Origin of the sequence: Flavobacterium sp. (genome assembly GCF_031363805.1) — a bacterium.
Lineage (GTDB): Bacteria > Bacteroidota > Bacteroidia > Flavobacteriales > Flavobacteriaceae > Flavobacterium.
Genome location: NZ_JANLVD010000019.1, coordinates 13,090 through 39,161, shown reverse-complemented (window position 1 = coordinate 39,161; position 26,072 = coordinate 13,090). Strand labels below are relative to the sequence as shown.

Annotated in this window: 30 protein-coding genes and 1 pseudogene; 5 read left to right on the top strand and 26 right to left on the bottom strand. The window is 33.1% G+C overall.

Annotation, left to right across the window (positions count from 1 at the left end; all coding sequences use genetic code 11):
• Window positions 1–4 precede the first annotated feature (4 nt).
• From infA to rpsL, 26 genes and pseudogenes are all read right to left on the bottom strand, one after another.
• On the bottom strand, window positions 5–220 hold the full coding sequence (gene infA / locus RMN92_RS01350) for a translation initiation factor IF-1 (RefSeq protein WP_007136545.1): 216 nt from the start codon (window positions 218–220) through the stop codon (window positions 5–7).
• Window position 221: 1 nt separating this feature from the next.
• Complete coding sequence (gene secY, locus RMN92_RS01345) at window positions 222–1,568, bottom strand: preprotein translocase subunit SecY (protein WP_309607665.1); 1,347 nt, start codon at window positions 1,566–1,568, stop codon at window positions 222–224.
• Window positions 1,569–1,579: 11 nt separating this feature from the next.
• Window positions 1,580–2,032 (bottom strand): 50S ribosomal protein L15, encoded by a 453-nt coding sequence (gene rplO, locus RMN92_RS01340; protein WP_309607664.1) that lies wholly within the window; start codon window positions 2,030–2,032, stop codon window positions 1,580–1,582.
• A 12-nt stretch (window positions 2,033–2,044) separates the two neighbouring features.
• Window positions 2,045–2,227, bottom strand: a complete 183-nt coding sequence (gene rpmD / locus RMN92_RS01335; protein WP_309607663.1) for a 50S ribosomal protein L30 — start codon at window positions 2,225–2,227, stop codon at window positions 2,045–2,047.
• Window positions 2,228–2,239: 12 nt separating this feature from the next.
• Window positions 2,240–2,764 (bottom strand): 30S ribosomal protein S5, encoded by a 525-nt coding sequence (gene rpsE, locus RMN92_RS01330; protein WP_309607662.1) that lies wholly within the window; start codon window positions 2,762–2,764, stop codon window positions 2,240–2,242.
• Between the two features lie 6 nt (window positions 2,765–2,770).
• Window positions 2,771–3,121 carry a 50S ribosomal protein L18 gene (rplR, locus tag RMN92_RS01325; RefSeq protein WP_309607661.1) on the bottom strand — a complete coding sequence of 117 codons (351 nt, stop codon included), beginning with the start codon at window positions 3,119–3,121 and terminating at the stop codon, window positions 2,771–2,773.
• An 11-nt stretch (window positions 3,122–3,132) separates the two neighbouring features.
• A complete protein-coding gene (gene rplF / locus RMN92_RS01320; protein ID WP_309607660.1) occupies window positions 3,133–3,678 on the bottom strand; it encodes a 50S ribosomal protein L6 in 546 nt (181 codons plus the stop codon).
• Window positions 3,679–3,695: 17 nt separating this feature from the next.
• Window positions 3,696–4,094, bottom strand: a complete 399-nt coding sequence (rpsH, locus tag RMN92_RS01315) for a 30S ribosomal protein S8 (protein ID WP_309607658.1) — start codon at window positions 4,092–4,094, stop codon at window positions 3,696–3,698.
• 102 nt (window positions 4,095–4,196) lie between these two features.
• Complete coding sequence (gene rpsN, locus RMN92_RS01310; protein ID WP_309607656.1) at window positions 4,197–4,466, bottom strand: 30S ribosomal protein S14; 270 nt, start codon at window positions 4,464–4,466, stop codon at window positions 4,197–4,199.
• A 3-nt stretch (window positions 4,467–4,469) separates the two neighbouring features.
• On the bottom strand, window positions 4,470–5,021 hold the full coding sequence (gene rplE, locus RMN92_RS01305; RefSeq protein ID WP_309607655.1) for a 50S ribosomal protein L5: 552 nt from the start codon (window positions 5,019–5,021) through the stop codon (window positions 4,470–4,472).
• A gap of 2 nt (window positions 5,022–5,023) precedes the next feature.
• Window positions 5,024–5,338 carry a 50S ribosomal protein L24 gene (gene rplX / locus RMN92_RS01300; RefSeq protein ID WP_309607654.1) on the bottom strand — a complete coding sequence of 105 codons (315 nt, stop codon included), beginning with the start codon at window positions 5,336–5,338 and terminating at the stop codon, window positions 5,024–5,026.
• 12 nt (window positions 5,339–5,350) lie between these two features.
• Window positions 5,351–5,719 carry a 50S ribosomal protein L14 gene (gene rplN, locus RMN92_RS01295; protein WP_309607653.1) on the bottom strand — a complete coding sequence of 123 codons (369 nt, stop codon included), beginning with the start codon at window positions 5,717–5,719 and terminating at the stop codon, window positions 5,351–5,353.
• A 2-nt stretch (window positions 5,720–5,721) separates the two neighbouring features.
• Complete coding sequence (gene rpsQ / locus RMN92_RS01290) at window positions 5,722–5,982, bottom strand: 30S ribosomal protein S17 (RefSeq protein ID WP_309607652.1); 261 nt, start codon at window positions 5,980–5,982, stop codon at window positions 5,722–5,724.
• 17 nt (window positions 5,983–5,999) lie between these two features.
• Window positions 6,000–6,191: a 50S ribosomal protein L29 gene (gene rpmC, locus RMN92_RS01285; protein ID WP_309607651.1), complete on the bottom strand. Its 192-nt coding sequence runs from the start codon at window positions 6,189–6,191 to the stop codon at window positions 6,000–6,002.
• Window positions 6,192–6,202: 11 nt separating this feature from the next.
• A complete protein-coding gene (gene rplP, locus RMN92_RS01280) occupies window positions 6,203–6,628 on the bottom strand; it encodes a 50S ribosomal protein L16 (RefSeq protein ID WP_309607650.1) in 426 nt (141 codons plus the stop codon).
• Between the two features lie 21 nt (window positions 6,629–6,649).
• Window positions 6,650–7,411 (bottom strand): 30S ribosomal protein S3, encoded by a 762-nt coding sequence (rpsC, locus tag RMN92_RS01275; protein WP_116725063.1) that lies wholly within the window; start codon window positions 7,409–7,411, stop codon window positions 6,650–6,652.
• 5 nt (window positions 7,412–7,416) lie between these two features.
• Window positions 7,417–7,830: a 50S ribosomal protein L22 gene (rplV, locus tag RMN92_RS01270; RefSeq protein WP_151107575.1), complete on the bottom strand. Its 414-nt coding sequence runs from the start codon at window positions 7,828–7,830 to the stop codon at window positions 7,417–7,419.
• Between the two features lie 6 nt (window positions 7,831–7,836).
• Entirely contained in the window at window positions 7,837–8,115 is a 279-nt protein-coding gene (gene rpsS / locus RMN92_RS01265; protein ID WP_007136562.1) for a 30S ribosomal protein S19, read from the bottom strand.
• 6 nt (window positions 8,116–8,121) lie between these two features.
• Window positions 8,122–8,946 (bottom strand): 50S ribosomal protein L2, encoded by an 825-nt coding sequence (gene rplB, locus RMN92_RS01260; RefSeq protein WP_309607649.1) that lies wholly within the window; start codon window positions 8,944–8,946, stop codon window positions 8,122–8,124.
• A 9-nt stretch (window positions 8,947–8,955) separates the two neighbouring features.
• Window positions 8,956–9,246 carry a 50S ribosomal protein L23 gene (gene rplW / locus RMN92_RS01255; protein ID WP_309607648.1) on the bottom strand — a complete coding sequence of 97 codons (291 nt, stop codon included), beginning with the start codon at window positions 9,244–9,246 and terminating at the stop codon, window positions 8,956–8,958.
• A 6-nt stretch (window positions 9,247–9,252) separates the two neighbouring features.
• Window positions 9,253–9,882: a 50S ribosomal protein L4 gene (rplD, locus tag RMN92_RS01250; protein WP_309607647.1), complete on the bottom strand. Its 630-nt coding sequence runs from the start codon at window positions 9,880–9,882 to the stop codon at window positions 9,253–9,255.
• On the bottom strand, window positions 9,882–10,499 hold the full coding sequence (gene rplC / locus RMN92_RS01245; RefSeq protein ID WP_309607646.1) for a 50S ribosomal protein L3: 618 nt from the start codon (window positions 10,497–10,499) through the stop codon (window positions 9,882–9,884). Before rplC ends, rplD begins: the two co-directional genes overlap by 1 nt.
• A gap of 105 nt (window positions 10,500–10,604) precedes the next feature.
• Entirely contained in the window at window positions 10,605–10,910 is a 306-nt protein-coding gene (gene rpsJ, locus RMN92_RS01240) for a 30S ribosomal protein S10 (protein ID WP_040473603.1), read from the bottom strand.
• Window positions 10,911–10,921: 11 nt separating this feature from the next.
• Window positions 10,922–13,078 (bottom strand): annotated as a pseudogene (gene fusA / locus RMN92_RS01235) (elongation factor G).
• A 10-nt stretch (window positions 13,079–13,088) separates the two neighbouring features.
• Window positions 13,089–13,565: a 30S ribosomal protein S7 gene (rpsG, locus tag RMN92_RS01230; protein WP_309607645.1), complete on the bottom strand. Its 477-nt coding sequence runs from the start codon at window positions 13,563–13,565 to the stop codon at window positions 13,089–13,091.
• A gap of 97 nt (window positions 13,566–13,662) precedes the next feature.
• Window positions 13,663–14,046 carry a 30S ribosomal protein S12 gene (gene rpsL, locus RMN92_RS01225; protein WP_011963473.1) on the bottom strand — a complete coding sequence of 128 codons (384 nt, stop codon included), beginning with the start codon at window positions 14,044–14,046 and terminating at the stop codon, window positions 13,663–13,665.
• A 525-nt stretch (window positions 14,047–14,571) separates the two neighbouring features.
• On the opposite strand from rpsL, the gene RMN92_RS01220 reads away from it, so the two are divergent.
• The 5 genes from RMN92_RS01220 to RMN92_RS01200 all read left to right on the top strand — a co-directional run bounded on the left by RMN92_RS01220 (window position 14,572) and on the right by RMN92_RS01200 (window position 26,072).
• Window positions 14,572–16,173, top strand: coding sequence for a hypothetical protein (locus RMN92_RS01220; RefSeq protein WP_309607641.1), 1,602 nt, complete (start codon window positions 14,572–14,574; stop codon window positions 16,171–16,173).
• A gap of 369 nt (window positions 16,174–16,542) precedes the next feature.
• Window positions 16,543–19,692 carry a SusC/RagA family TonB-linked outer membrane protein gene (locus RMN92_RS01215; RefSeq protein ID WP_309607640.1) on the top strand — a complete coding sequence of 1,050 codons (3,150 nt, stop codon included), beginning with the start codon at window positions 16,543–16,545 and terminating at the stop codon, window positions 19,690–19,692.
• Between the two features lie 10 nt (window positions 19,693–19,702).
• Complete coding sequence (locus tag RMN92_RS01210) at window positions 19,703–21,433, top strand: SusD/RagB family nutrient-binding outer membrane lipoprotein (protein ID WP_309607639.1); 1,731 nt, start codon at window positions 19,703–19,705, stop codon at window positions 21,431–21,433.
• A 15-nt stretch (window positions 21,434–21,448) separates the two neighbouring features.
• Window positions 21,449–22,360, top strand: coding sequence for a hypothetical protein (locus RMN92_RS01205; RefSeq protein WP_309607638.1), 912 nt, complete (start codon window positions 21,449–21,451; stop codon window positions 22,358–22,360).
• A gap of 511 nt (window positions 22,361–22,871) precedes the next feature.
• Window positions 22,872–26,072 (top strand): SusC/RagA family TonB-linked outer membrane protein, encoded by a 3,201-nt coding sequence (locus RMN92_RS01200; protein WP_309607637.1) that lies wholly within the window; start codon window positions 22,872–22,874, stop codon window positions 26,070–26,072.

Below are 26,072 nucleotides of genomic sequence, written 5' to 3'. Positions count from 1 at the left end.
TTTATTAATATCTATAAGTAATTCTTGCTTTTGACAAATCGTAAGGACTCATTTCAAGTTTCACTTTATCACCAGGTAATAATTTGATGTAATGCATTCGCATTTTTCCTGAAATGTGAGCAATCACGATGTGCCCATTTTCTAATTCAACACGGAACATTGCATTTGACAATGCTTCAATGATTGATCCGTCTTGTTCTATTGCTGATTGTTTTGCCATATTAAGCTACTGCTTTTCTATTTTTTCCAGTTTTCATTAAACCATCATAATGTTTGTTTAACAAGTATGAATTGATTTGTTGAACCGTATCGATTGCAACTCCAACCAAAATTAATAAAGATGTGCCTCCAAAAAATAATGCCCATTGTGATTGAACACCCATTACACTGACAACAATAGCTGGGAACACAGCAAGAAGTGCTAGAAATAATGAACCTGGAAAAGTAATTAAAGACATTACATGATCTAAAAAATCAGCTGTTTCAACTCCTGGTTTTACACCTGGAATAAAGCCACCGCTTCTTTTTAAATCATCTGCCATTTTATTAGTAGGAACCGTAATTGCGGTGTAAAAATACGTAAAAATTACGATTAATAATGCAAATAATAAATTATACTCCCAACCAAATATATTTTGAAATCTTGTGCTTATTGACTGTGCTACTTCAGATTTTGATAATCCAGCAACAGCAGCAGGTATAAACATAATAGCTTGTGCAAAAATGATTGGCATTACACCAGATGCATTTAATTTCAAAGGAATAAATTGTCTGTTTCCACCCATCAAATCTTGCTCTAAATCACCAGAAACTGAACGACGTGCGTATTGTACCGGTATTTTTCTAACTGCCATTACCATTAAAATACAAGCTACAATAATTAATAGCCAAACAATAATTTCAAGTGTAATTAACATTAATCCACCATTTCCACCTTTCATAACAGAACCAAATTCTTGTATAAATGCTTGTGGCATTCTAGCGACAATTCCAACCAAAATTAATAGTGATATACCATTTCCAATACCTTTATCTGTAATTTTTTCTCCCAACCACATAGCAAAAACTGTTCCTGTAGTTAAAATAATTACTGAAGAGAATAAGAATTCAAATGAATTAAATCCTAATAAAAAGGCATCTGCAGGCAATGTTCTGTATAAGTTATAAATATAACCTGGTCCTTGAAGTAAGGTAATACCAATGGTTAACCATCTCGTAATCTGATTCATCTTTTTTCTACCACTTTCACCTTCTTTTTGTAATTTCTGAAGATAAGGAATAGCAATTCCCATTAACTGAACAACAATAGAAGCAGAAATGTAAGGCATAATTCCTAAAGCAAAAATTGATGCTTTCGAAAAAGATCCACCTGTAAAAACATCGATTAACCAACCAATACCTTTTTCAGTTTGATTTGAAAGATTAGCCAATTTAGACCCATCAATTCCAGGTAATGGAATTTGTGCACCAAAACGATAAACCAACAGAAATCCTAATGTGATTAGGATTCTGTTTTTTAGTTCCTCAATTTTCCAAACGTTTACAAACGATTCAATAAATTTTTTCATCGTTTGGTAAATTATAATTCTATAGCTTCTCCTCCAGCAGCTTCGATAGCAGCTTTTGCAGTAGCAGTAAATTTATGTGCACTCACTTTTAATTTTGCTTTAAGCTCACCTCTACCCAAAATTTTAACAACTTCGGTTTTAGTAGCCAAACGGGTTGTAATAAATACTGTCATATCAACAGTGTCAGTTACAATACCATTATCAACTAGTAGTTGTAAATTATCAAGATTTACACCTTGATATTCAACTCTATTGATATTTGTGAAACCAAACTTAGGCACACGTCTTTGAAGTGGCATTTGCCCACCTTCAAAACCAATCTTTTTAGAATAACCAGAACGAGATTTTGCTCCTTTGTGACCTCTTGCGGAAGTACCACCTTTTCCAGAACCTTCTCCTCTACCTAATCTTTTATTTTGATTATGTGTTGAACCTTCAGCTGGTTGTAAATTACTTAAATTCATAACAGTGTTTGGTTATTTAGCTTCTACTACAGAAACTAAGTGTTTAACTTTGTTTATCATCCCAAGGATAGTTGGATTTGAATCATGCTCTACAACTTGACCCATTTTACGTAGACCCAAAGCTTCCAAACCTCTTTTTTGAGTAAGAGGACAGTTGATTTTGCTTCTAACTTGTTTTACTAATAATTTAGCCATAATTTCCTTGAATTAACCTTTAAATACTTTCTCTAATGAAATTCCTCTTTGTCTAGACACTGTGTAAGCACTTCTCATTTGCAATAATGCATCGAAAGTTGCTTTTACCACATTGTGTGGATTAGAAGATCCTTGAGATTTTGATAATACATCGTGAATACCTACAGATTCTAAAACCGAACGAACGGCTCCACCTGCAATTACTCCAGTACCATGGGAAGCTGGCATTAAAAATACTCTTGCTCCACCAAATTTACCCTTTTGTTCGTGAGGAACAGATTGTCCACTTAAAGGAATTTTTACTAAATTTTTCTTAGCATCTTCTACTGCTTTCGCAATTGCTTCAGAAACATCTTTAGATTTTCCTAGTCCGTGACCAACTACTCCATCTTCGTTACCTACAACTACAATAGCAGAAAAACCAAATGCTCTACCACCTTTTGTAACTTTCGTAACACGATTTACACTTACCAAACGATCTTTTAATTCAAGACCACTTGGTTTTACTAACTCTACGTTTTTGTATTTATGATACATAATTTCTTAGAATTTTAATCCGGCTGCTCTCGCACCTTCTGCTAATGATTTGACACGACCGTGGTATAAATAACCACCTCTATCGAAAGTAACAGTATCAATACCTGCTTTTAAAGAAATTTCTCCAATTAGTTTCCCAACTGCAGTGGCAACTTCAATTTTAGTACCTGCATTTACACCTTTTTCTCTTGATGATGCTGTAGCCAGTGTTACACCGTTTACATCGTCAATTAATTGAGCATATATTTCTTTGTTACTTCTGAATACAGATAAACGAGGTCTTGCTGCGGTTCCGCTAACAGTCTTTCTAATTCTGTACTGTATTCTCTGTCTTCTATCAGATTTTGTTAATGACATAATCTTAAATTTTAAGCTGATTTACCTGCTTTTCTTCTTAATACTTCACCTACGAATTTAACACCTTTTCCTTTGTAAGGTTCTGGTTTACGGAAGCCTCTAATTTTAGCGGCAACTTGACCTAAAAGTTGTTTATCGAATGACGTTAATTTTACAATTGGGTTTTTACCTTTTTCAGATATTGTTTCTAAAGTAACTTCAGATGCAATTTCTAAAACGATATTGTGAGAAAAACCTAAAGCTAAATCAAGTTTTTGACCTTGATTTGATGCTCTATATCCTACTCCAACAAGTTCTAACTCTTTTGTAAAACCATTAGATACACCAGCAATCATGTTATTGATTAAAGCTCTAAACAAACCATGTTGAGCTCTTTCTTGTTTGCTATCAGCAGCTCTTTCAACAATAACCTGACCTTCTTCAACCTTAACGGTTACATTGTTGGTGTAGTTTTGTGTCAGTTGCCCTAATTTTCCTTTTACGGTTACTATAGAATTATTAACTTCTATAGTTACGCCAGCAGGAATTGCAATTGGATTTTTACCTATTCTTGACATTTTATTGGTCTTTTAAATTAGTATACGTAACAAATTACTTCACCACCAACATTCAATTGCTTTGCTTGTTTCCCAGTCATAAGACCTTTGGAAGTTGAAACAATTGCAATTCCTAATCCGTTAAGGATTCTTGGGATTGATGAAGAACCTGAATACTTACGTAAACCTGGTTTACTAATTCTTTGGATATCTTTAATTACTGACTCTTTAGTTTCTTTATCATACTTTAGAGCGATTTTGATTGAACCCTGAACGGCGTTGTCTTCAAATTTGTAACTTAAGATATATCCTTGATCGAATAAAATCTTTGTGATTTCTTTTTTCATGTTAGAAGCAGGAATCTCAACCACTTTGTGGTTTGCTTTCGTTGCATTTCTAACTCTCGTAAGATAATCTGCAATTGGATCTGTATACATTATGTATTAATTTGCGGCTATGGTTTTTAGTTAATACTCATTAACTAAACCTTTAACCAATTTATAAATGCTTATATAGTACCGACGTAATATAATACGTCTCTACCAAGATGCCTTCTTAACTCCAGGTATCAATCCATTGTTGGCCATTTCACGAAATGTAACACGTGAAAGTCCAAATTGACGCATATACCCTCTAGGTCTTCCAGTTAATTTACAACGATTGTGCAAACGAACAGGAGAAGCGTTTTTTGGTAATTTTTGCAAAGATAAGTAATCTTTAGCTTCTAACAAAGCTTTTCTTTTCTCAGCATATTTAGCAACAGTTTTTTCTCTTTTAACCTCACGGGCTTTCATTGATTCTTTTGCCATATCTTAATTCTTTTTAAATGGTAAACCCAATTCAGTTAGTAATGACTTGGCTTCTTTGTCTGTAGCAGCAGATGTTACAAAAGTAATATCCATACCTGAGATTTTATTTACTTTATCAATATCAATTTCTGGAAAGATAATTTGTTCAAGAACTCCTAAATTGTAATTTCCTCTACCGTCGAAACCTGTAGCTTTAATTCCACTAAAATCTCTTACACGTGGTAAAGATGAAGTTACCAATCTATCTAAAAATTCATACATTTTTTCTCCACGAAGTGTTACTTTAACTCCAATTGGCATACCTTTTCTCAATTTGAAAGACGCAACGTCTTTTTTAGAGATAGTAGCTACCGCTTTTTGTCCAGTAATTTTCGATAATTCTTCTACAGCATAATCGATCAATTTCTTGTCTGATACTGCTGCACCAACTCCTTTACTAATCACGATTTTTTCAAGTTTTGGAACTTGCATTACGTTTTTGTAACCGAATTCTTCCGTAAGAGCAGAGATTACTCTACTCTTATATTCTTCTTTTAGTCTAGGTATATAAGCCATTACTATAGTACTTGATTAGATTTTTTTGAAAATCTTACTTTCTTATCTCCTTCAACTCTAATTCCTACTCTTGTAGTTTCCTTAGTTTTAGGATCTATAAGAGAAATGTTAGATATTTGAATAGGAGCTTCTTTCTTAACGATACCACCTTGAGGGCTTTTTGCACTTGGTTTAGTATGTTTCGAAACCATGTTTACACCTTCAACTATCGCCTTATTTTTCTCACGATCAACCTTTACAACTTTACCTTCGGCACCTTTGTGGTCTCCAGCAATAACTCTAACGATATCTCCTGATTTTATTTTTAACTTTATCATCTTAATAAATAATTAAAGCACCTCTGGCGCTAATGATACAATTTTCATGAATTGTTTTTCACGAAGTTCTCTTGCTACAGGACCAAAAACACGAGTTCCTCTCATTTCTCCAGCAGCATTTAACAATACGCAAGCGTTATCGTCGAATCTGATGTAAGAACCGTCGGCTCTTCTCACTTCTTTTTTGGTTCTTACAACAACTGCAGTAGATACTGTTCCCTTTTTAACGTTTCCGTTAGGTGTTGCATCTTTGATTGAAACTACAATTTTATCTCCAACAGAAGCATACCTTCTTTTGGTACCTCCTAATACACGGATAGTCAAAACTTCTTTTGCTCCTGTGTTATCTGCGACTCTAAGTCTTGATTCTTGTTGTACCATAATTATTTAGCTCTTTCAATGATTTCAACTAGTCTCCAACATTTAGATTTTGATAAAGGTCTTGTTTCCATGATCCTTACAGTATCTCCAATGTTACAGTCGTTTGTTTCGTCGTGTGCTACAAATTTCTTTGTTTTCAACACGAACTTACCGTATAATGGGTGTTTTACTTTAGTTACTTGCGCTACAACAATAGATTTATCCATTTTGTCGCTAGTTACCACACCAACTCTTTCTTTTCTTAAATTTCTTTTATCTTCCATCTTTCAGCAGAATACAATTATAGTAGCTCTCTTTTGCTAATTTCAGTCGCAATTCTTGCTACTGAACGTCTTAAACTTCTTATTTGAAGTGGGTTTTCAATTGGAGAAATTGAATGAGACATTTTCATGTCGCCATACGTTTTCTTTAACTGAACTAACTTAGCTTGTAAATCAGCGGCAGATAGATCTTTAATTTCTGATTGTTTCATAATTATATTTATTATGCTTCGAAATCTCTAGCAACGATGAATTTAGTTTTACATGGTAGTTTTTGTGCTGCAAGACGCAATGCTTCTTTTGCAACTGACAATGGAACTCCTCCAACTTCAAACATAATTCTTCCTGGTTTAACAACAGCAGCCCAATATTCAACTGCACCTTTACCTTTACCCATACGTACTTCAAGAGGTTTCTTTGTTATTGGTTTGTCTGGGAATATTTTGATCCATAATTGACCTTCTCTTTTCATGAAACGAGTTGCAGCAATACGTGCAGCTTCGATTTGACGTGATGTTAAAAACATTCCATCTTCATGAACAGATTTAATTCCAAACATTCCATTTGAAAGTTCGTGCCCTCTTTGAGAGTTTCCTTTCATTTTACCTTTTTGTACCTTACGGTATTTTGTTCTTTTAGGCTGTAACATTTTTCTTTAATTTAAATAAAATTACTTTCTTTTACGAGCGTCTGGTTTTCCACCTTTATTAAAAGGCTTTCTGTCTCCTCTTGGAGCATCGCCACCTTTACCACCACCAGTACCGGATTGTTTTTTATCCATACCTACAAGTGGAGAAAGATCTCTCTTTCCATAAACTTCACCTTTCATGATCCATACTTTGATACCCATTCTACCATAAGTAGTATGTGCTTCAGCCAAAGCATAGTCGATATCGGCTCTGAAAGTTGATAGAGGAATTCTTCCTTCTTTGAAACCTTCTGAACGTGCCATTTCAGCTCCATTCAAACGACCAGAAATTAATACTTTAATTCCTTCTGCATTCATTCTCATAGATGCAGCGATTGCCATTTTGATAGCTCTTCTGTATGAAATACGGCTTTCAATTTGACGACAGATGCTAGTCGCAACTAGATAAGCATCCAATTCAGGTCTTTTAATTTCAAAGATGTTGATTTGAACCTCTTTGTCAGTAACTTTCTTAAGTTCTTCTTTCAACTTGTCTACCTCTTGTCCACCTTTTCCGATAATAATACCAGGTCTAGCAGTAGTGATAGTAACGGTTACAAGTTTTAAAGTTCTCTCGATAATTACTTTTGATACACTAGCTTTTGATAAACGAGCATGGATATACTTTCTGATTTTGTAGTCTTCAGCGATTTTATCACCGTAGTCATTTCCACCATACCAGTTAGAGTCCCATCCTCTGATGATACCAAGTCTATTTCCAATTGGATTTGTCTTTTGTCCCATCTTTATTAATTTGCTTGTGTGTTATCGTTAATAGCCCCTAACACGATTGTTACGTGGTTTGAACGTTTTCTAATTCTGTGTGCTCTACCTTGTGGCGCTGGACGAAGTCTTTTCAACATCATTCCACCATCTACAGTGATAGTTTTTACAAATAAGCCTGCTTCTTCCATATTAGCATCTGGATTTTTTGCTTGCCAGTTGGCAATAACAGATAAAACCAATTTTTCTAATTTTCTTGAAGCTTCTTTGGAGCTAAATCTTAATATATTAAGTGCTCTTTCCACTTTCTGACCTCTTACCAAGTCCGCAACTAAGCGCATTTTTCTAGGTGAAGTAGGGCAGTTATTTAACTTTGCGAAGGCTAGAGACTTATTGGCCTCTTTTCTTGCGTCTGCTGTTTCTCTTTTACGAACTCCCATTGCTTCTTATTTTTTACCTTTATTTTTTGCTCCAGCGTGACCTCTAAATGATCTTGTTGGTGAAAATTCTCCCAATTTGTGACCTACCATATTTTCAGTAACATAAACAGGTACGAATTGACGACCGTTGTGAACTGCAATAGTTTGACCTACAAAATCTGGAGTAATCATAGATGCGCGAGACCAAGTCTTTACAACACCTTTGTTTCCACCTGCAATATTTTCTTGAACTTTCTTGTCTAATTTATAGTGTACGAAAGGTCCTTTTTTTAATGAACGTGCCATATCTTATTATTTCTTTCTACGTTCTACAATATACTTGTTACTTGGGTTTTTCTTAGAACGAGTTCTATAACCTTTAGCTGGGATACCATTTCTTGAACGTGGGTGACCACCTGAAGAACGTCCTTCACCACCACCCATTGGGTGATCGACAGGGTTCATGGCAACTGGTCTTGTTCTTGGTCTTCTACCTAACCATCTTGTTCTACCTGCTTTACCAGATACAATTAATTGATGATCAGAATTTGATACGGCTCCAATAGTTGCTGAACAAGTAAGCAAGATCAATCTTGTTTCACCTGAAGGCATTTTGATTGTTGCGTATTTCCCGTCTCTTGCCATTAACTGAGCAAATGTTCCAGCTGAACGAGCAATAGTTGCTCCTTGACCTGGACGTAACTCAATACAAGATATTACAGTTCCTAAAGGAATTTTGCTAAGTGGTAAAGTATTTCCAATTTCTGGTGCAGCACCTTCTCCTGAAACTACTTTTTGACCTACTTGCAATCCGTTTTGAGCAATAATATACGTTTTCTCACCATCAGCATAAGCTAATAAAGCGATGAATGCAGTTCTGTTTGGATCGTATTCGATAGATTTAACTGAAGCTGGAATTCCGTCTTTAGTTCTTTTAAAATCGATAATACGATACCTTTGTTTGTGACCACCGCCTGTGTAACGCATGGTCATTTTTCCTTGACTATTTCTACCGCCTGAGTTTTTTATCGGTGCGATCAATGAACGCTCCGGCTTATCAGTTGTAATGGCGTCAAAACCATTCACAACTCTAAATCGCTGACCCGGGGTAATAGGTTTTAATTTTCTTACTGACATCTTTAAATATTAGATATTGTTGTAAAAATCTATTGTTTCTCCTTCTTGTACTTGTACAATTGCTTTTTTGTAAGCATTTGTCTTTCCAGTGATTAACCCACTTTTAGTGTATTTTGTAGATCTGTCTGGTCTAACGTTCATTGTATTTACACTTACAATATTTACTCCATAAGCAGCTTCTATAGCTTTCTTAATTTGTACTTTGTTAGCTTTCTTCTCTACAACAAAACCAAAACGATTCAAAAGTTCACTTTGTTTGGTTACTTTTTCTGTTACTATAGGTTTAATAATGATATTCATGGCCTATTAATTGCTTAAATTTTCTTCAATTACTTCTATTGAACCTTCTAAAAGCACTAAAGTATTAGCGTTTAAAATGGTGTAAGTGCTTAATTCTGAGCTACTTACTACGTTAGAAGCTTTTAAATTGCGTGACGACAAATATACATTTTTATTTGAATCACCCAACACAAATAAAGATTTTTTATTTTCTAACCCTAAAGCCTTCAAAACATTGATGAAATTTTTAGTATTTGGTGTTTCAAAATTAAAATCTTCAAGAACAATAATATTTGATTCTTTTGCTTTAATTGAGAAAGCTGATTTTCTTGCCAGACGTTTTACAGTTTTATTCAATTTGAATGAATAACTTCTTGGTCTAGGTCCGAAAACAGTTCCACCACCTTTAAACAATGGATTCTTTGCACTACCCGCACGAGCAGTACCAGTTCCTTTTTGTTTTTTTATTTTTCGAGTACTTCCCGCAACTTCAGCTCTTTCTTTTGCTTTGTGCGTTCCTTGTCTTTGATTAGCAAGATATTGCTTTACATCAAGATATACTGCGTGATTGTTTGGTTCAATTGCGAATACTGAATCAGAAAGTTGAACTTTTCTTCCAGTATCTTTTCCGTTGAAATTTAATACTTTTACTTCCATTACTTCTGAATGATTACATAAGAGTTGTTACATCCAGGAATACATCCTTTTATAACAAGTAGGTTCTTTTCAGCTACTACTTTTAAAACTCTAAGGTTTTGAACTTTTACATTGTCTCCTCCCATTCTTCCAGCCATACGCATTCCTTTGAATACTCTAGATGGATAAGAAGAAGCTCCTACAGAACCTGGCGCTCTTAAACGGTTGTGTTGACCGTGAGTTGCTTGTCCAACACCACCAAAACCGTGACGTTTAACAACTCCTTGAAAACCTTTACCTTTCGACACACCTTGTACATCTACAAATTCTCCTTCAACAAAAATAGACACATCGATAAGATCTCCTAATTTTTGTTCTGTTGCAAAATCTTGAAATTCAACGACTTTTTTCTTAGCTACAGTTCCAGCTTTTTTAAAGTGACCTAAATCAGCTTTAGTGGAATGTTTCTCGTTTTTGTCATCGAAACCAAGTTGCAAGGCTTCATACCCGTCAACACCAATGGTTCTGACTTGGGTAACTACGCATGGTCCTGCTTCTATAACGGTACAAGGAATATTCTTCCCGTTTTCGTCAAAGATGCTAGTCATGCCAATTTTTCTTCCGATTAACCCAGACATATTTAATTAATTATAAATTACTACTTATTTTTTTGAGTGTGCAAAAGTAGGGATTAAGTTTTGATATTCAAAACTTAATCCCCAAATACTTTTTATATTAGATAATTATACTTTTATCTCAACTTCTACTCCACTAGGCAACTCTAATTTCATTAGAGCATCAATGGTTTTTGAAGAGGAAGAATAAATATCAATTAATCTCTTATATGACATCACTTCAAATTGTTCTCTCGCTTTTTTGTTAACGTGCGGAGAACGCAATACAGTGAAAAGTTTTTTGTGTGTTGGTAACGGAATTGGACCAGTTACAACAGCACCTGTACTTTTTACAGTTTTTACAATCTTTTCAGCAGACTTGTCTACTAACATATAATCGTAAGATTTCAATTTTATTCTGATTTTTTGACTCATTTTCTTAAGAATTATGCGTTACCTTTTGCTTTTTTAATTACTGCTTCTGATATGTTAGAAGGCGTTTCTGCATAGTGTGAAAACTCCATAGTTGAAGTTGCTCTACCAGATGACAATGTTCTTAATGTAGTTACATATCCGAACATTTCTGATAAAGGCACATCAGCCTTGATAGTTTTAGCTCCGTTTCTGTCACCCATGTCATTCACTTGACCTCTACGACGGTTGATATCACCAACGATATCTCCCATGTTTTCTTCAGGTGTAATCACTTCCATTTTCATGATTGGTTCCAAAACGATTGCTCCAGCAGCTTTAGCTACTTCTCTATAACCCATTCTAGCTGCAAGTTCAAAAGAAAGTGCATCAGAATCGACTGGGTGAAAAGATCCGTCTGTTAAAGTTACTTACAAACTATCTACTTGATATCCTGCAAGAGGACCCGTTTTCATAGCTTCACGGAAACCTTTTTCTACAGATGGAATATATTCTTTAGGAACGTTACCACCTTTTACAGCATTTACAAACTGTAATCCGACAGGAGCTTTACCATCAACCAAATCAGCTGGCTCAAGCGTAAATACGATATCACCGAATTTACCACGACCTCCGGATTGTTTCTTGTAAGTTTCCCTGTGTGTTGCAGATCTTGTAAATGCTTCTTTGTATTCAACTTGAGGTTCACCTTGATTCACTTCAACTTTGAATTCACGTCTCATTCTATCCACCAAGATATCTAAGTGAAGTTCACCCATACCTGATATAATAGTTTGACCTGAAGCTTCATCCGTTCTTACTGTAAATGTTGGATCTTCTTCAGCTAATTTAGCCAAAGCCATACCCATTTTATCTACGTCTGCTTTTGTTTTTGGTTCGATAGCAATACCAATTACTGGTGCAGGAAATTTCATTGACTCAAGAATTATTGGGTGTTTTTCATCACACAATGTATCTCCAGTTTTAATATCTTTAAATCCAACTGCCGCTCCAATATCTCCCGCCTCGATGTACTCGATTGGGTTTTGCTTATTGGCGTGCATTTGGTAGATACGAGAAATTCTTTCTTTGTTACCAGAACGTGTATTTAAAACATATGATCCAGCATCCAATCTTCCTGAATAAGCACGGAAGAAAGCCAAACGACCTACGAATGGGTCAGTAGCAATCTTAAATGCTAAAGCAGCGAAAGGCTCTTTTACATCTGGTTTACGTAATATTTTGGTCTGATCTTCTTCTAATAAATCTTGGTCATCTGGGTCAATTCCCCAAATTCCTTCTTTATCCATTGGAGATGGCAAGTATTTACATACTGCATCCAACATGAATTGAACTCCTTTATTTTTGAAAGAAGAACCAGCAATCATTGGAATAATCGCCATATCCATCACGGCAGCTCTTAAAGCTGTATTGATTTCTTCCTCCGTAATAGAGTTTTCATCTTCCATGAATTTTTCAAGCAAATTCTCATCGTAAGAAGCTACTGCTTCGATAAGAATTCCTCTGTATTCTTTAACTTCGTCAAGCATATCAGCAGGAATAGGCACAATCTCGTAAGTTGCTCCCATACCTTCTTCATCCCATACTATCGCTTGGTTTTTTACTAAATCTACCACACCTTTGAAATCATTTTCTTCACCAATTGGCAAAGTGATTGCAACTGCATTCGATTTTAGCATATCTCTTACTTGTTGACATACCATCAAAAAGTTAGAACCTTGTCTGTCCATTTTATTAACAAAACCGATACGTGGTACACGATATTGATCAGCAAGTCTCCAGTTAGTTTCTGATTGTGGCTCAACACCATCAACAGCAGAAAATAAGAAAACCAGTCCATCAAGTACACGCAAAGAACGATTCACTTCAACTGTAAAGTCAACGTGTCCTGGGGTATCGATAATATTAAAATGGTAAGGCAATGTTTCAGGTAAAGGTTTACCTTGAGTTGTTGGAAAATTCCATTCACAAGTGGTAGCAGCAGAAGTAATAGTAATACCTCTTTCTTGCTCTTGTGCCATCCAGTCCATTGTTGCAGCACCATCGTGCACTTCACCAATTTTGTGTGATTTTCCTGTGTAGAATAATATACGCTCTGTTGTTGTTGTTTTACCAGCATCTATATGAGCAGCAATTCCTATGTTTCGTGTATATTTAAGTTCTCTTGCCATTTCTTAAGAATTAAAATCTAAAGTGAGAGAATGCTTTGTTAGCCTCTGCCATTTTGTGAGTATCCATTCTTTTCTTAACAGCCGCTCCTTCTTCTTTAGCCGCAGCTAAGCATTCTGAAGCCAAACGTTGCGCCATAGACTTTTCATTTCTTTTTCTTGAATAAAGTATTAACCACTTCATTGCCATGGAAATTTTTCTGTCTGGACGTATTTGCATTGGAATTTGGAATGTAGCTCCACCTACTCTACGACTACGTACTTCTACGTGAGGCATAACATTGGTTAAGGCATCTTTCCAGATATCTAATGATAATTTTTCTGCATCTTGCTTTTTTGATTCGATGATGTCAATAGCATCATAAAATACTTTGAAAGCTGTTGATTTTTTACCATCCCACATTAAGTTGTTTACAAAACGTGTTACCAATTGGTCATTGAACCTTGGATCTGGTAAAAGTGGTCTTTTCTTTGCCGCTCTTTTTCTCATGTCTTTTTGTTTTAAAAAAGTTTTAAAGTTTCAAAGTTTAAAGCCTTATAAAAATAACGGCTTTTCACTTTTCACTTTTTAACTTTTCACTAATTAATTACTTTTTTGCTTCCTTTGGGCGTTTTGCTCCGTACTTAGATCTTCTTTGTGTTCTTCCTGCTACACCTGATGTATCAAGCGCACCACGAACAATGTGATACCTAACTCCTGGCAAATCTTTTACCCTCCCACCTCTAACTAATACTATCGAGTGCTCTTGTAGATTGTGTCCTTCTCCAGGTATGTAGGCATTTACTTCGTTTCCATTTGTCAAACGTACACGCGCTACTTTACGCATGGCTGAGTTTGGTTTTTTTGGAGTCGTAGTGTAAACACGCGTACAAACACCTCTTCTTTGAGGACAAGAATCTAGCGCCACCGATTTAGACTTCTTAGTCATTTTGGTTCTTCCTATTCTTACTAATTGTTGAATTGTTGGCATAATTAAATACTAAAAATTACTTGTTTATAAATATCCCGCTTTTTACGGGGTTGCAAATGTATAAAATATTTTTAAGGAAACAAATGTTAATCTATTAATTTTTGTCTGAATTAAATATTTGTTGTTCAATTGAATATACAATGGCTTTGAAAAAATATTTTGCATTTAATACAATACAATAAACAGCTAACATTTTATTAAATTTAAAAGCTTTAAGAATTTGAAAAGTTGAATTTTAGCCCCGACAGCAGTGGAAATCCTGTGATTGCGAGGAATGGGTGCCATAAAATCGCAAGATTGCTTCGTTCCTCGCAATGACAGATTGCAACGAATGGCGGGAATAATGTTGAAATTTAATTAAATGTTGTGCTTCAAATCGTAATTTGATTAAGGTTGATTTCTCCTATATATTATTATACATTTGAATTCTGATAAGAAATGGGGCTTTTGTTCGTTATGAATCTAAAAAAATCTACTTTGAAATTTATTTTCTGTTTATTTATATTTTTATGCTGTCAAATTAATTTGGCACAGAACTCGTATTTGCAAATTAAAAGCGATGACGCAATTGATAAAAAAATTATTGATTCATTGGGATATTCAAAGAAGCATTTGAATACAAAATCTGTTCTTGACGAACTTAATTTGTTTTCTGAAAAATTATTGAAAAACGGTTTTTTGGAATATGAGAAGAGTGAACCTTTAAAAATTAATGATTCTACATTTTCTATTCGTTTTGATTTGGGGAAAAAATTGAAATTTATATACCTATATATAGGTGAAAATTCTAAACTTTTAAATATTGAAAAAGATACTTTGAAAATATTGATAAGTGAAACTGAAAATTTTATGAATTTGACTCTTCTACAATTAGAAAGAAACGGATATTCATTGGCGCAACTGAAGCTTATTAACCATAGAAAAGAAAAAAATATATTATTTGCAGAACTAAATATTGTTGCGGAAAAAATAAGAACACTTGACGATATTGTGATTAACGGATATGATAAATTTCCAGAAGGTCATAAAAAAAATATTAAACGATTGTATCGAAATAAAGTGTTTAACCAAGAAAATTTAAAGAAAATACATGATGACTTTGCAAAATTGAGATTTGTGAGTCAGCCCAAATATCCTGAAATTCTATTTACTAAAGATTCTACAAAAGTGTATGTTTACTTAGAAAAGTCGAAACCAAATACTTTCGATGGTTTTATAGGATTTAATAATAATGAAAAGAAGAAATTGGAAATCAATGGTTACTTGGATCTTCAATTGCAAAACATTTTGAATGGTGGCGAAAAATTTTCTATTTTATGGAGAAGTGATGGTAAAAATCAAAAAACTTTCAATGGCGCTATTGAAATACCTTATTTGTTCAAAAGTCCGTTGGGTTTAAAATCGCAATTGAATATATTTAAGCAAGATAGTATTTTTCAAAATACTCAAACTTCAATTGACCTAGGCTATTATTTCAATTATAATACTAAAGTTTTTCTAGGATACCAGAGCACAGAATCTAGCGATATTCAAAACATTAATAGTTCAAATTTGAGCGATTTCAAAAATTCGTTTATTACCTCGCATTTAGATTATATAAATTTAAATCAGGACGATTTTTTATTTCCAGAAAAGACAATTGTTTATTTTAAAATTGGAACTGGGAAAAGACAATTAAAAACCTCAAGTAGTAACCAGTTTTTCTCGTTGGTGAATTTGAGTCAGAATATATATTTGAATAAAAAAAATATTTTTAATGTAAGAAGTCAAAATTATTTTTTGAATAGTGATGTTTATATTATTAATGAGTTATATCGCTTTGGCGGTATTAATTCAATTCGGGGTTTCGGTGAAAACAGCCTTCAGGCAAATGTATTTTCTTCTTTATTGACAGAATATAGGTATGTCGCAAATCCTAGTTTGTATTTTCATACAATTGTAGATGTAGGATATTATCAAGACAAAACCTCAAATATTAAGAATAATTTATTGGGGCTTGGTTTTGGTTTCGGATTAATTACCAAAAACGGACTTTTTAATTTGATTTATGCCAATGGAAGTACTAAAAATCAAAATATAAAACTAGGAAATTCAATAGTGCATTTAAGTTTTAAGGCAAGATTTTGATAATATTATTTAACACAACATTCTGCAAAGCAAATAAATATTTTACCGTAAATTCCACGGATTTAAACAGATTAATTAAATACACAATCAATCTAGTTAATTAAATTAATCAAATTAGCTACAAAAATAATGATTGTTATAAGTTAATGATAGTTAAATAATTAAAATATGTTAAAGTTATTGGTAATGATAAAAACTTAACACTCAATAAATTTAATTCGAGTATTACTACTTTTTTAAGCATAAACAGAAGTTAAATTCATGTAAATAAATTTTTAACTAAAATAAAACCCTAATTAACCTACTTATTATTTGGTAAATTGAAAATTATTTATGAGTTTTGCGCTATAACTAATTCAATATAATAATATGAGATCAAAGTACAAATGGATTTATACGCTTTTAACAGCGTTGATTATGCAGTTTTCTTTCGCTCAGGAGAAAACAATTACTGGTACTGTGTCAGATTCTAGTGGCCCAATGCCTGGTGTAAACGTTGTGGTTAAGGGCACAACACGGGGAGTTTCAACTGGTTTTGACGGTAAATATTCTATTAAAGCCAAAGAAGGTGAATCATTAATTTACTCATTTATGGGATTGAGCGATGTCACTAAAGTTGTAGGAACAACATCTGTTGTAAATGTTACAATGAAAGAGGATTCTAAAATATTAGATGCAGTTGTAGTAACAGCATTTGGTATTAAAAGAAAGCCTAGAGATTTAGGTTATTCTGTAAGCTCTGTGAAGGCTGAAGATTTAACCGAAAGTTCAGAACCTGATTTGTCACGTGCTTTGTCTGGAAAAGTAGCGGGTGTAAATGTAAATTTTTCCACTGGAGTCGCTGGTGCGTCGAATCAAATTACCATAAGAGGTATAAATACATTTAATGGTAATTCGCAGCCTTTATTTATTGTTGATGGAATCGCTTATGATAATTCACAGGTTACATCATCAAGCCAGGTAACTGGTGGTGGTGGTTATCAATCTGGTTTAGCAAGTTTAGATCCTAATGACATTGCTACAGTTAACGTATTAAAGAGTTCTGCTGCAGCTGCATTGTACGGTTCAAGAGCAGTTAATGGAGTAATTGTAGTTACTACAAAATCTGGATCTGCAGGCAAAACAAGTAAAAATAAACTGACTGTAAATGTTGGAATGGGTACATATTTTGAAAATATTGCAAATTTACCAGAATATCAAAATACCTACGGAGCTGGTTCCAATTTTAATTATGCAAATGCAAATGGTTCATGGGGACCACGATTTGATTCTTTGGCAACCATCCCGACATGGCCAACATTATTATCAGCTTTTCCTCAATTTGGACCTACAGTAAAATACGAAGCTAAACCAAATAACGTTAAAGATTTATTTAGAACTGGTTTAATTACAGATCAAACATTTGGTTTTAATTATGCAGGTCAAGATGGTGGTTTTGGACTAACCGTATCAAAATTGAATCAAGAAGGATATATTCCTTTCAATTCTTTTGGGAGAATATCTGTGGCTGCTGGTGGTAACTTTAAATTAGGGGAGAAATTCTCATTTGGTGCCAATTTAAGCTACTCAAACACTGATCAAATTGGTGGTTTCTTTGGAGAAAATCAATTTAATGGCTCTTCATCTTCATTTGCAAGAACACTTTTTATAGCTAGAAACTGGGATTTAAATTTACCTTATGAAGACCCAAGAACTGGGGCCTCCATTACACCCAATGGAACTCAGTTTGATCATCCATTGTGGTCATGGGAACATGACAGAATAATAACAGATACCAACAGAACAGTATTGGGGTTAAATTTTAGCTACAATTTTAATAAAAATGTATCCGCATCATATAGAGTCGGTTATAATAGATATAATTTAGATAGAGATGAAATTAGAGATTTAAGATCTAGGGCAGGAAATGGGTTAGGAAGCTTGAGAAGAGAACAGTTTACTAATGAAGATTTAGAATCTACACTTTTATTGACTTTAAATTATAAGTTAAATGAAGATTTTGGCTTAACAACAATTTTAGGTAATAACGTTTTACAAAATAAAACATTCAATAACCAAAATACCGGAACTGAATTCACAATACCAAAAATTTTTACATTAAACAATACAAAAAACCTAGTTAACAATTTTGATCTTAGAGATCAAAAGAGAAATATAGGATTGTTTGCAGATGTTACTTTCTCATTTAAAGATTATTTATTTTTAAATGCTACTGGAAGAAATGATTGGAGTTCAACTTTACCTAAAGATAATAATTCTTATTTTTATCCAGGTGTAAATGCATCTTTTATAATAACTGATGCTTTTAAAATGAATAGTACAGTATTACCTTATGCAAAATTAAGAGGTGGTTATGCTAAAGTAGGAAGAGATGCTTCTGCAGAATTTTTAAGTTCAACTTACCTTCTTGGCATACCATACAATTCAAATCCAATAATCGGAAATCAAGCTTTTCTTTCAGATACAAAACTGACTCCTGAATTTACAACTGAGCTAGAAGTTGGAGCTGACCTTGAAATATTTAATAGAAGAACAATTATAGATTTCACATATTACAATAAAAAATCTACTAATGTTATAACACCTGTAGCAGTTGCCAATTCAACCGGATATCCAACATATAACACTAATGTTGGTGAGTTAGAAAATAAAGGTATCGAGGTAGGTTTAACTTTAATACCATTAAAAACTGAGAATTTCAAATGGACTTTATTTACAGCTTTTACACAAAATAAAAATAAGGTAATTAAAATTTCGGAAGGAGTTGATAAATTTAATCTTTTAGCAAATACTCCTGCTTTTGCTATAGTTGGAGAGTCTTTTGGGACATTTTATGGAACAAGATTTGCAAGAGATGCAAATGGAAACTTTTTAATTAATCAAAATGGAGGTGGTATCATACAAGCACCTGAACCAGGAATAATTGGAGATCCAAATCCTGACTTTAAAGTTAGCTTTACTAATACTCTAGCCTACAAAGGATTTAGTTTAAGAGGACAGTTCGATTGGAAACAAGGGGGAGATATTCAATCAAGTACTATTGAATCTTTGTTGGGTAGAGGTGTAACAAGAGATACTGAGGATAGAGAAAAAACATTTATCATCCCTGGTTTTTATGGGAATAATGATGGTACTCCAGTATTAGATGCAAATGGAAATCAAGTTCCTAACACTGTCCAATTAAGTGCAAATGAATTATACTTCTCTCCAGCTGGTGGAAATACTTTTGCTATTAATAGTGTGGACGAAGCGACTGTTTATGACGGAACCGTATTTAGGATTAGGGAACTCAGTTTAACTTATGATTTTCCTTCTAAACTATTAAATAAATTACCGTTTTCAAATGTAAGTTTAAGCTTTGTTGGGAATAATTTGTGGTATTTTGCACCTAATGTTCCAAAATATACTAATTTCGATCCAGAAGTAACTAGTTTAGGGATATCTAGAGCTCAAGGTATTGAAATAAGTTCTGCCCCAACAGCTAAAAGATATGGTTTTAAAATTAATCTAACATTTTAAAAATTACAATATGAAATTTTTTAAAAAAATAAATAATAATAAAAAAACATTTTTTTTATTGTTTGCAACATCATCTCTTCTAGTGGGATGTACAGAATATCTCGATGTTGATACTGATACAGATAATTCTACAAAAGCACCTTTGAATTTTCTTTTATCTAATATAGAAATAAGCACCTCTCAAATTGGAGATTATAATGTGAATTCAGGGCAAATTTTCGGAGTTTATACTCATCAAATGTGCGCCAGAGATGAAGAAGACCAATATGGAGTAAAAGTTGATAATATACCAATGCAAAATGATTGGAATGGAATATATACAACATTGACTGATATTGAGGATTTAATCAAGTTTGGCACTGAAAGTCAAAATAGAGTGTATGTTGGAGTTGGACAACTACACAAAGCCTATCTGATGTCAGTCGCAGTTGACCTTTGGGGAGATGTACCTTTTACAGAAGCTACTAAATTGAGGGAAGGCATCAGAAACCCTAAATTTGATAATCAAAAAGCAATATACGCTGCAATATTTAACCTTATATCTGAAGGCAAAGCGAATATTGCTAGTAATTCAGGATTACAAAAACCCGGTGCAGATGATTTCTTTTATGGTGGAAGTGTAACTAAATGGGTTAAATTTGCTAATACTTTTAAATTAAAGCTATACAATCAAACAAGGTTAACTACAGATTTTGATCAAGTTGGTTTAGATGCTCTAATTGCTGAAAACAATTTCTTTACATCAAATGCCGATGATTTTGAGTTTACTCATTACAATAATATAGCTAAATCAAATGAAAGAAATAGATTGTATAGAGAATCATATGAAAGCACACAATTTGGTTCATATCAAAGCCCTTGGTTTTATGAAATATTAAAAGGCGTAAATACAAATATTCATACAGGTAATCCAGACCCAAGAATGAAATATTATTTTTATACGCAGTTAGAAAATGGAGTTTTTCCACCAGACCAAGGAAATGCGGCTACAGGTAATCCTAGAGCAGATTATTGGGATAAATCTACAGGTTTTTTTAGTATAAGATTTGGAAGTACAGGACCTGATAGAGATGCCAGTGCAGAAAATTCATATACATATCCGGGCATTTTTCTTTGTGGTGGTAGATATGATGATGACCTAAGATATAGAAACGCTGCAGGGACAGTGATTACTGTGGATGCTAGCGCTGGGACAGGAGCTGCACCACGTAGAATTCTCACTTATGATGAAATGTTATACATTCAAGCTGAACTAATTCAAGTTGGAAAATTAACTGGAAATGCTGGAACGAAACTTCAGAGTGCAATCGTAGCAAGTTTTGCTAAAGTTGATAAAGTAGTAGCAAATGCTAAAACATCATCTCAAGTAATTCCAATATTATCAAGTTCTGCATCAGTTACAACATTTTTATCTAAAATTTCAACTGAATTTAATGCGGCAACTACGGCAAAAAAATTAGAAATAATTATGACCCAAAAATGGGTTGGAACTGCTGGAGATCCTCTAGATCAATATACAGACTACAGAAGAACAAATTATCCTACATTGGTTGATCCAAACGGAACAGCACCTGAATACCAGTTGAACAATGCTGATGGATTTCCTATTAATGACTCACAAACTGTGGTAAACAATCCATATCAAGTTTCACTTTTTTGGCCTCAAAGTGAATTAAATTCAAATAATAAGGCACCTGGACAAAAAAATCCAGGAACTTATAAAATCTTTTGGGATAATTAATAAAAAAATAAAATTATGAAAAAAATAAGATTAATATTAACATCCATCGCTATTATAGTTTTAGCATTAGGTTGTGAAAAAGATGGTGGTGAATCTAAAATTGATTTTGCGGAAGGTGGCGCTCCTAATATTAAAAAAATAGCAACCACTGATACATCAATAAACTTAGTAGCAATAAATAATAATGTACCAATCAATTTAGGATTGACATTTAATGTTGCTAGAGGGAACGTTTCATCAATGGATGTTATTGGCATATATAGAAAAGGAACTGTTGTTGAAAAAGCAATTATCAAAGCTAATGTAAGCGGTTTTCCAGCAACGGTTAACATAAATCAAACCGATTTAATTAATGCTTTTAATATATTAAATACTAAAGCTGATTTTGCAATTACTGATAAACTTACAATTTCAGCTGATGTTATTCTAAGTGATGGAAGAAGATTAAATATGTTTAATAAAGATGGAAGTAAAGGTTTCGCAGCAGACATAAACAATTCTTTACAATTTTCTGTATCACAAGATTATAGTGTTTCATGCCCTTTAAACGATGCTTCTTTGTTTAATGGAAACTATAAAATAACTGTAGATGATTGGCAGGATTATTCTATTGGTGCAACTGTACCGGTAGTTTATAATTCAGCAAATGGTTTATTAAAATTTAGAATTTTAAATACTAATAATCCAAGTAGTTTACCTGCATCTAGTGCTTCCTACTTTGATGTGACAATTAATCCTGCAAATTCGACAGTTTCTTTAGTTTCTAATGGAACTTTTGTATATGGAGCTGGACCTGGAAACAGTTTTACAGCTACTGGTACTGGAAATGTGGCATCTTGTACAGGAGATATAAACTTAAAAGTATCATGGAAAAATGGTTTAAATTCGGATTTTGGAATATTTAATTTTAACCTAACTAAAATATAGATACGTAATAATTAATTTATAGAAAACCAATAAAATTTAGACTTAGCATAAAAGTTTAGATAAGTTTATAAATAATTTTAATAATAATAATGAGCTCGATATTGTATCGGGCTCATTTTGTTTATTATCATATCCTAAAATAAATTGACGTTTTTTTTAGGGATAATATATATTTTAAATTTAAACTTTATCTCGTAGATAAATTAGTATATTCAGTTTCATATTTTGTTAGTTGATTAACAATATTTAAAATCTACACTATTGATGGCTTTAAGATAAATAAAAAACATTAGAATTCTAAAAAACTTATAATGATAATCCAACATCAAAAATAAAGTTTTTATATGTCTACAAATCAAAAATAATTTAATAGGTTTTTCATACATAATTACATTAAAAGGAAGAATTAATTACAAGATTAATAAATATTAAAGAAAATGTTTCGTAAATGTTAGGAATAAACAAAGATTATATTCAAATTTGCATAATAACTAAATCAAATAAAATTAATATGAGAAGCAAGTTCAAATGGATTTATACGCTATTAGTAGCGTTGACTATGCAGTTTTCTTTCGCTCAAGAGAAAACTATTACGGGTACAGTGTCTGACGCTAATGGTTCAATTCCTGGAGTAAATGTTGTAGTTAAAGGTACAACACGTGGGGTATCGACTGGTTTTGATGGTAAATATAGTATCAAAGCCAAAGAAGGTGAAACATTGGTGTTTTCATTTATGGGATTAAATGATATGACAAGAGTTGTAGCAGCATCAAGTGTAATTAATGTTGTAATGCAAGAAGTTGTTCAAAAATTAGGTGATGTTATAATAACAGGTTCTGTAGGTATAAAAAAACGTCAGGACGCAGTAACATCTTCAAATCAAGTTGTCGCAGCTAAAGAAATAACTCAAGCTGCAAATCCAAACGTAGTAAGAAGTTTAACAGGAAAAGTTTCTGGTTTACAAATTGACAATTCAAATAGTGGCGTGAATGGAGCAACTAGAATTGTTTTAAGAGGACCTAGATCTATTTCTGGGAACACAGAAGCATTAGTTGTTATAGACAACTCGATATCAACTGCTACAATTTTACAGCAATTACCCCCAGAAGTAGTTGAAAGTGTAAACGTTATCAAAGGAGCTCAAGGAGCTGCACTTTATGGCGAACAAGGAGCAAATGGAGTTATAATTGTAACTACTAAGAAAGGTTCACGTAATGAAAAATTATCTATTTCATTTAATTCATCTTTAGATTTTGAAGAAATCTCTTTTTTACCAAAAAAACAATCTAAATACGGTCAAGGCTGGGATGGTGGATATGTTCCCTACGAAAATGGTGGATGGGGAGAACCTTTAGATGGTTCCATAAGAGAAGTTGGTTTATTACAACCAGATGGGACTAGATTGACCGCACCATATTCATTTGTAGAGGACAATGCAAAAGCATATTACACAACTGGTTTGACTAGTCAAAATGGATTAACTTTTAATTATGGAGGTGCAGATTCATTTGCATTATTTTCTGCAAACAGACAAGTGACTGATTTTATTGTTCCTGGTGATCAATTAAAAAGAAATTCATTCATATTCAAAGCAGGTAAGAAATTAGGTAAATGGAATGTTGAAGGAAATGTACAATATACTAATTCAATTACATCTCAAGCAGATGCTGATGATACTTTAGAAAATCTTTTACAAGGAGCATCAAGCATTCCCTACGAACTTTTTGTTAATTCTGGACCGGGAAATGGTTTCAATGCATATTTTAGAAATCCTTTTTGGGAAAGAAAAAATTCCAGATTAGATAGAGTATCTGACATATTTAACGTTTCTGGTACAATTGGATATGAATTTAATAAAAACATATCTGTTTCATATCTAGCTAACATCCAAACTTCAGCAATTAGACAAGATACACATAAAAATGCTTTTATTGATTTGGTTGGTGATGGCGGTGGCGATTTATCATTAACTTCTGAATACTACCAAAGTAGAACTAATGTTCGTAATTTTTATGGTGATTTATTATTAAATTTTAATTATATGTTAGCTGATGATTTATCATTTAAAATGAATCTTGGTAACAACATACAAGACAGAATTTCGTCAACAATTTCTCAAGGTGGTTTGGATTTACAAATTCCTGGATTTTACAATATAACTAATGTAAAACAACCTAGAATACCAAATTTATTGACAAACAATTTAATCCAAACTAGAAGAGTTGCATTCTTTGATAATATAGATTTAGGTTATAAAGAATTTTTGTATTTAAACTTAACAGGAAGATATGAAATAGTGTCAACTTTAAATCCTCAAAATAATGGCTATTTTTACCCTTCTGCTGGTTTGTCATTCATACCAACTAAAGCTTTTGCATCATTAAGAGATAAAAATACATTAAGTTATTTAAAATTATTTGCTAATATTTCGCGTGTAGGAAACACAAATCCTATTAATGCATATGATATTGAAAATTTATCAACTTTAGGTACTGGATATCCATTTAATGGAAGCTCGTCTTATACAGCTTTTACAAGAGTTACAAATCCTGATATCCAACCAGAATTTGTAAATACTCAAGAATTTGGTGTTAATTTTGGATTCTTTAATAATAGATTGACTATCGACGGTACAGTCTATCAATCTGATATCAGCAAATTAATCTCTAGCTCAACAGTTTCAAGAACTAGTGGTTATCAAGAATTTAAAGACAATATTGGTCAATTAGAAAATAAAGGTGTAGAATTTGACCTAGGCTTCACGCCAGTAAAAGGCGCGTTTACTTGGGAAGGTAGAGTAAGCTATACTAGCTATGACACAAAAGTTACTGACTTAGGTGGTACAAATGAATTAAATTTGTACAATATTAGAAATGACATTCAAACCAATGCTGGAATATTTGCTCAAGTTGGAGAGTCGTTTCCTTTGATAAAAGGAACTAAATATGAAAGAGATCCTTCTGGTAGAGTAATTATTGGATCGAATGGAATCGCATTACAAACTTCAACTCAAGAAATCTTAGGCAAAGTTACTCCTGATTATATATTAGGTTTAAACAACAGTTTTTCTTACAAAGGTATTAAATTGACTACAGTTATGGATTTTAGAACAGGTCATTCTATCATTTCAGGAACAAGATATAACCAAACTTGGACTGGACATGCAGAAGAAACTGCTGATTTTGATAGAGATTTAGGATTTGTTTTTGAAAATTCTGTCGTTAATGTAGGAACAACTGCCAATCCACAATATGTACCAAATGCTACTAATGCTGCCTACCCAGCACTTCCTTACCGTTCTGCAGCTGGATACGGAGCAGGAAATGGAGTAATTGATTATTTTGGTAATTTGTCTAACTTAGGCGAAGCCATGTTGATTGATGCCACAGCGTTCAGAGTAAGAGAACTTGCTTTAAGCTATTCATTGCCAGCAAAAATTCTTGAAAGATTAAAGGTTTCAGGAATTAAAGTTGGAGTAAACGCAAGAAATCCATTCATATTGTTAGGTAATCCTTTTAAAGGGAAATCATCATACAACAACAAAGGATATACAGATCCTGAAGCATCAAATGGATACTCTGCTTCATCTGCTAATGGCGCCTTAAGACAACTAACAACTGACAACACTGCTTCAAACGGACAAGGTTATTCACAAACAGGACAATATCCTTCAACAAGAACTTACGGATTCAGTGTTAACGTAACTTTTTAA

Coding starts and splice junctions, on each gene's coding strand:
- infA (WP_007136545.1), bottom strand. CDS start 220: ATGGCAAAACAATCAGCAATAGAACAAGACGGATCAATCATTGAAGCA.
- secY (WP_309607665.1), bottom strand. CDS start 1,568: ATGAAAAAATTTATTGAATCGTTTGTAAACGTTTGGAAAATTGAGGAA.
- rplO (WP_309607664.1), bottom strand. CDS start 2,032: ATGAATTTAAGTAATTTACAACCAGCTGAAGGTTCAACACATAATCAA.
- rpmD (WP_309607663.1), bottom strand. CDS start 2,227: ATGGCTAAATTATTAGTAAAACAAGTTAGAAGCAAAATCAACTGTCCT.
- rpsE (WP_309607662.1), bottom strand. CDS start 2,764: ATGTATCATAAATACAAAAACGTAGAGTTAGTAAAACCAAGTGGTCTT.
- rplR (WP_309607661.1), bottom strand. CDS start 3,121: ATGTCATTAACAAAATCTGATAGAAGACAGAGAATACAGTACAGAATT.
- rplF (WP_309607660.1), bottom strand. CDS start 3,678: ATGTCAAGAATAGGTAAAAATCCAATTGCAATTCCTGCTGGCGTAACT.
- rpsH (WP_309607658.1), bottom strand. CDS start 4,094: ATGTATACAGATCCAATTGCAGATTATCTTACGAGAGTTAGAAATGCA.
- rpsN (WP_309607656.1), bottom strand. CDS start 4,466: ATGGCAAAAGAATCAATGAAAGCCCGTGAGGTTAAAAGAGAAAAAACT.
- rplE (WP_309607655.1), bottom strand. CDS start 5,021: ATGGCTTATATACCTAGACTAAAAGAAGAATATAAGAGTAGAGTAATC.
- rplX (WP_309607654.1), bottom strand. CDS start 5,338: ATGATAAAGTTAAAAATAAAATCAGGAGATATCGTTAGAGTTATTGCT.
- rplN (WP_309607653.1), bottom strand. CDS start 5,719: ATGGTACAACAAGAATCAAGACTTAGAGTCGCAGATAACACAGGAGCA.
- rpsQ (WP_309607652.1), bottom strand. CDS start 5,982: ATGGAAGATAAAAGAAATTTAAGAAAAGAAAGAGTTGGTGTGGTAACT.
- rpmC (WP_309607651.1), bottom strand. CDS start 6,191: ATGAAACAATCAGAAATTAAAGATCTATCTGCCGCTGATTTACAAGCT.
- rplP (WP_309607650.1), bottom strand. CDS start 6,628: ATGTTACAGCCTAAAAGAACAAAATACCGTAAGGTACAAAAAGGTAAA.
- rpsC (WP_116725063.1), bottom strand. CDS start 7,411: ATGGGACAAAAGACAAATCCAATTGGAAATAGACTTGGTATCATCAGA.
- rplV (WP_151107575.1), bottom strand. CDS start 7,830: ATGGGAGTTCGTAAAAGAGAAACAGCAGACGCAAGAAAAGAGGCCAAT.
- rpsS (WP_007136562.1), bottom strand. CDS start 8,115: ATGGCACGTTCATTAAAAAAAGGACCTTTCGTACACTATAAATTAGAC.
- rplB (WP_309607649.1), bottom strand. CDS start 8,946: ATGTCAGTAAGAAAATTAAAACCTATTACCCCGGGTCAGCGATTTAGA.
- rplW (WP_309607648.1), bottom strand. CDS start 9,246: ATGAATATCATTATTAAACCTATAGTAACAGAAAAAGTAACCAAACAA.
- rplD (WP_309607647.1), bottom strand. CDS start 9,882: ATGGAAGTAAAAGTATTAAATTTCAACGGAAAAGATACTGGAAGAAAA.
- rplC (WP_309607646.1), bottom strand. CDS start 10,499: ATGTCTGGGTTAATCGGAAGAAAAATTGGCATGACTAGCATCTTTGAC.
- rpsJ (WP_040473603.1), bottom strand. CDS start 10,910: ATGAGTCAAAAAATCAGAATAAAATTGAAATCTTACGATTATATGTTA.
- rpsG (WP_309607645.1), bottom strand. CDS start 13,565: ATGAGAAAAAGAGCGGCAAAGAAAAGACCACTTTTACCAGATCCAAGG.
- rpsL (WP_011963473.1), bottom strand. CDS start 14,046: ATGCCAACAATTCAACAATTAGTAAGAATAGGAAGAACCAAAATGACT.
- RMN92_RS01215 (WP_309607640.1), top strand. CDS start 16,543: ATGAGATCAAAGTACAAATGGATTTATACGCTTTTAACAGCGTTGATT.
- RMN92_RS01210 (WP_309607639.1), top strand. CDS start 19,703: ATGAAATTTTTTAAAAAAATAAATAATAATAAAAAAACATTTTTTTTA.
- RMN92_RS01205 (WP_309607638.1), top strand. CDS start 21,449: ATGAAAAAAATAAGATTAATATTAACATCCATCGCTATTATAGTTTTA.
- RMN92_RS01200 (WP_309607637.1), top strand. CDS start 22,872: ATGAGAAGCAAGTTCAAATGGATTTATACGCTATTAGTAGCGTTGACT.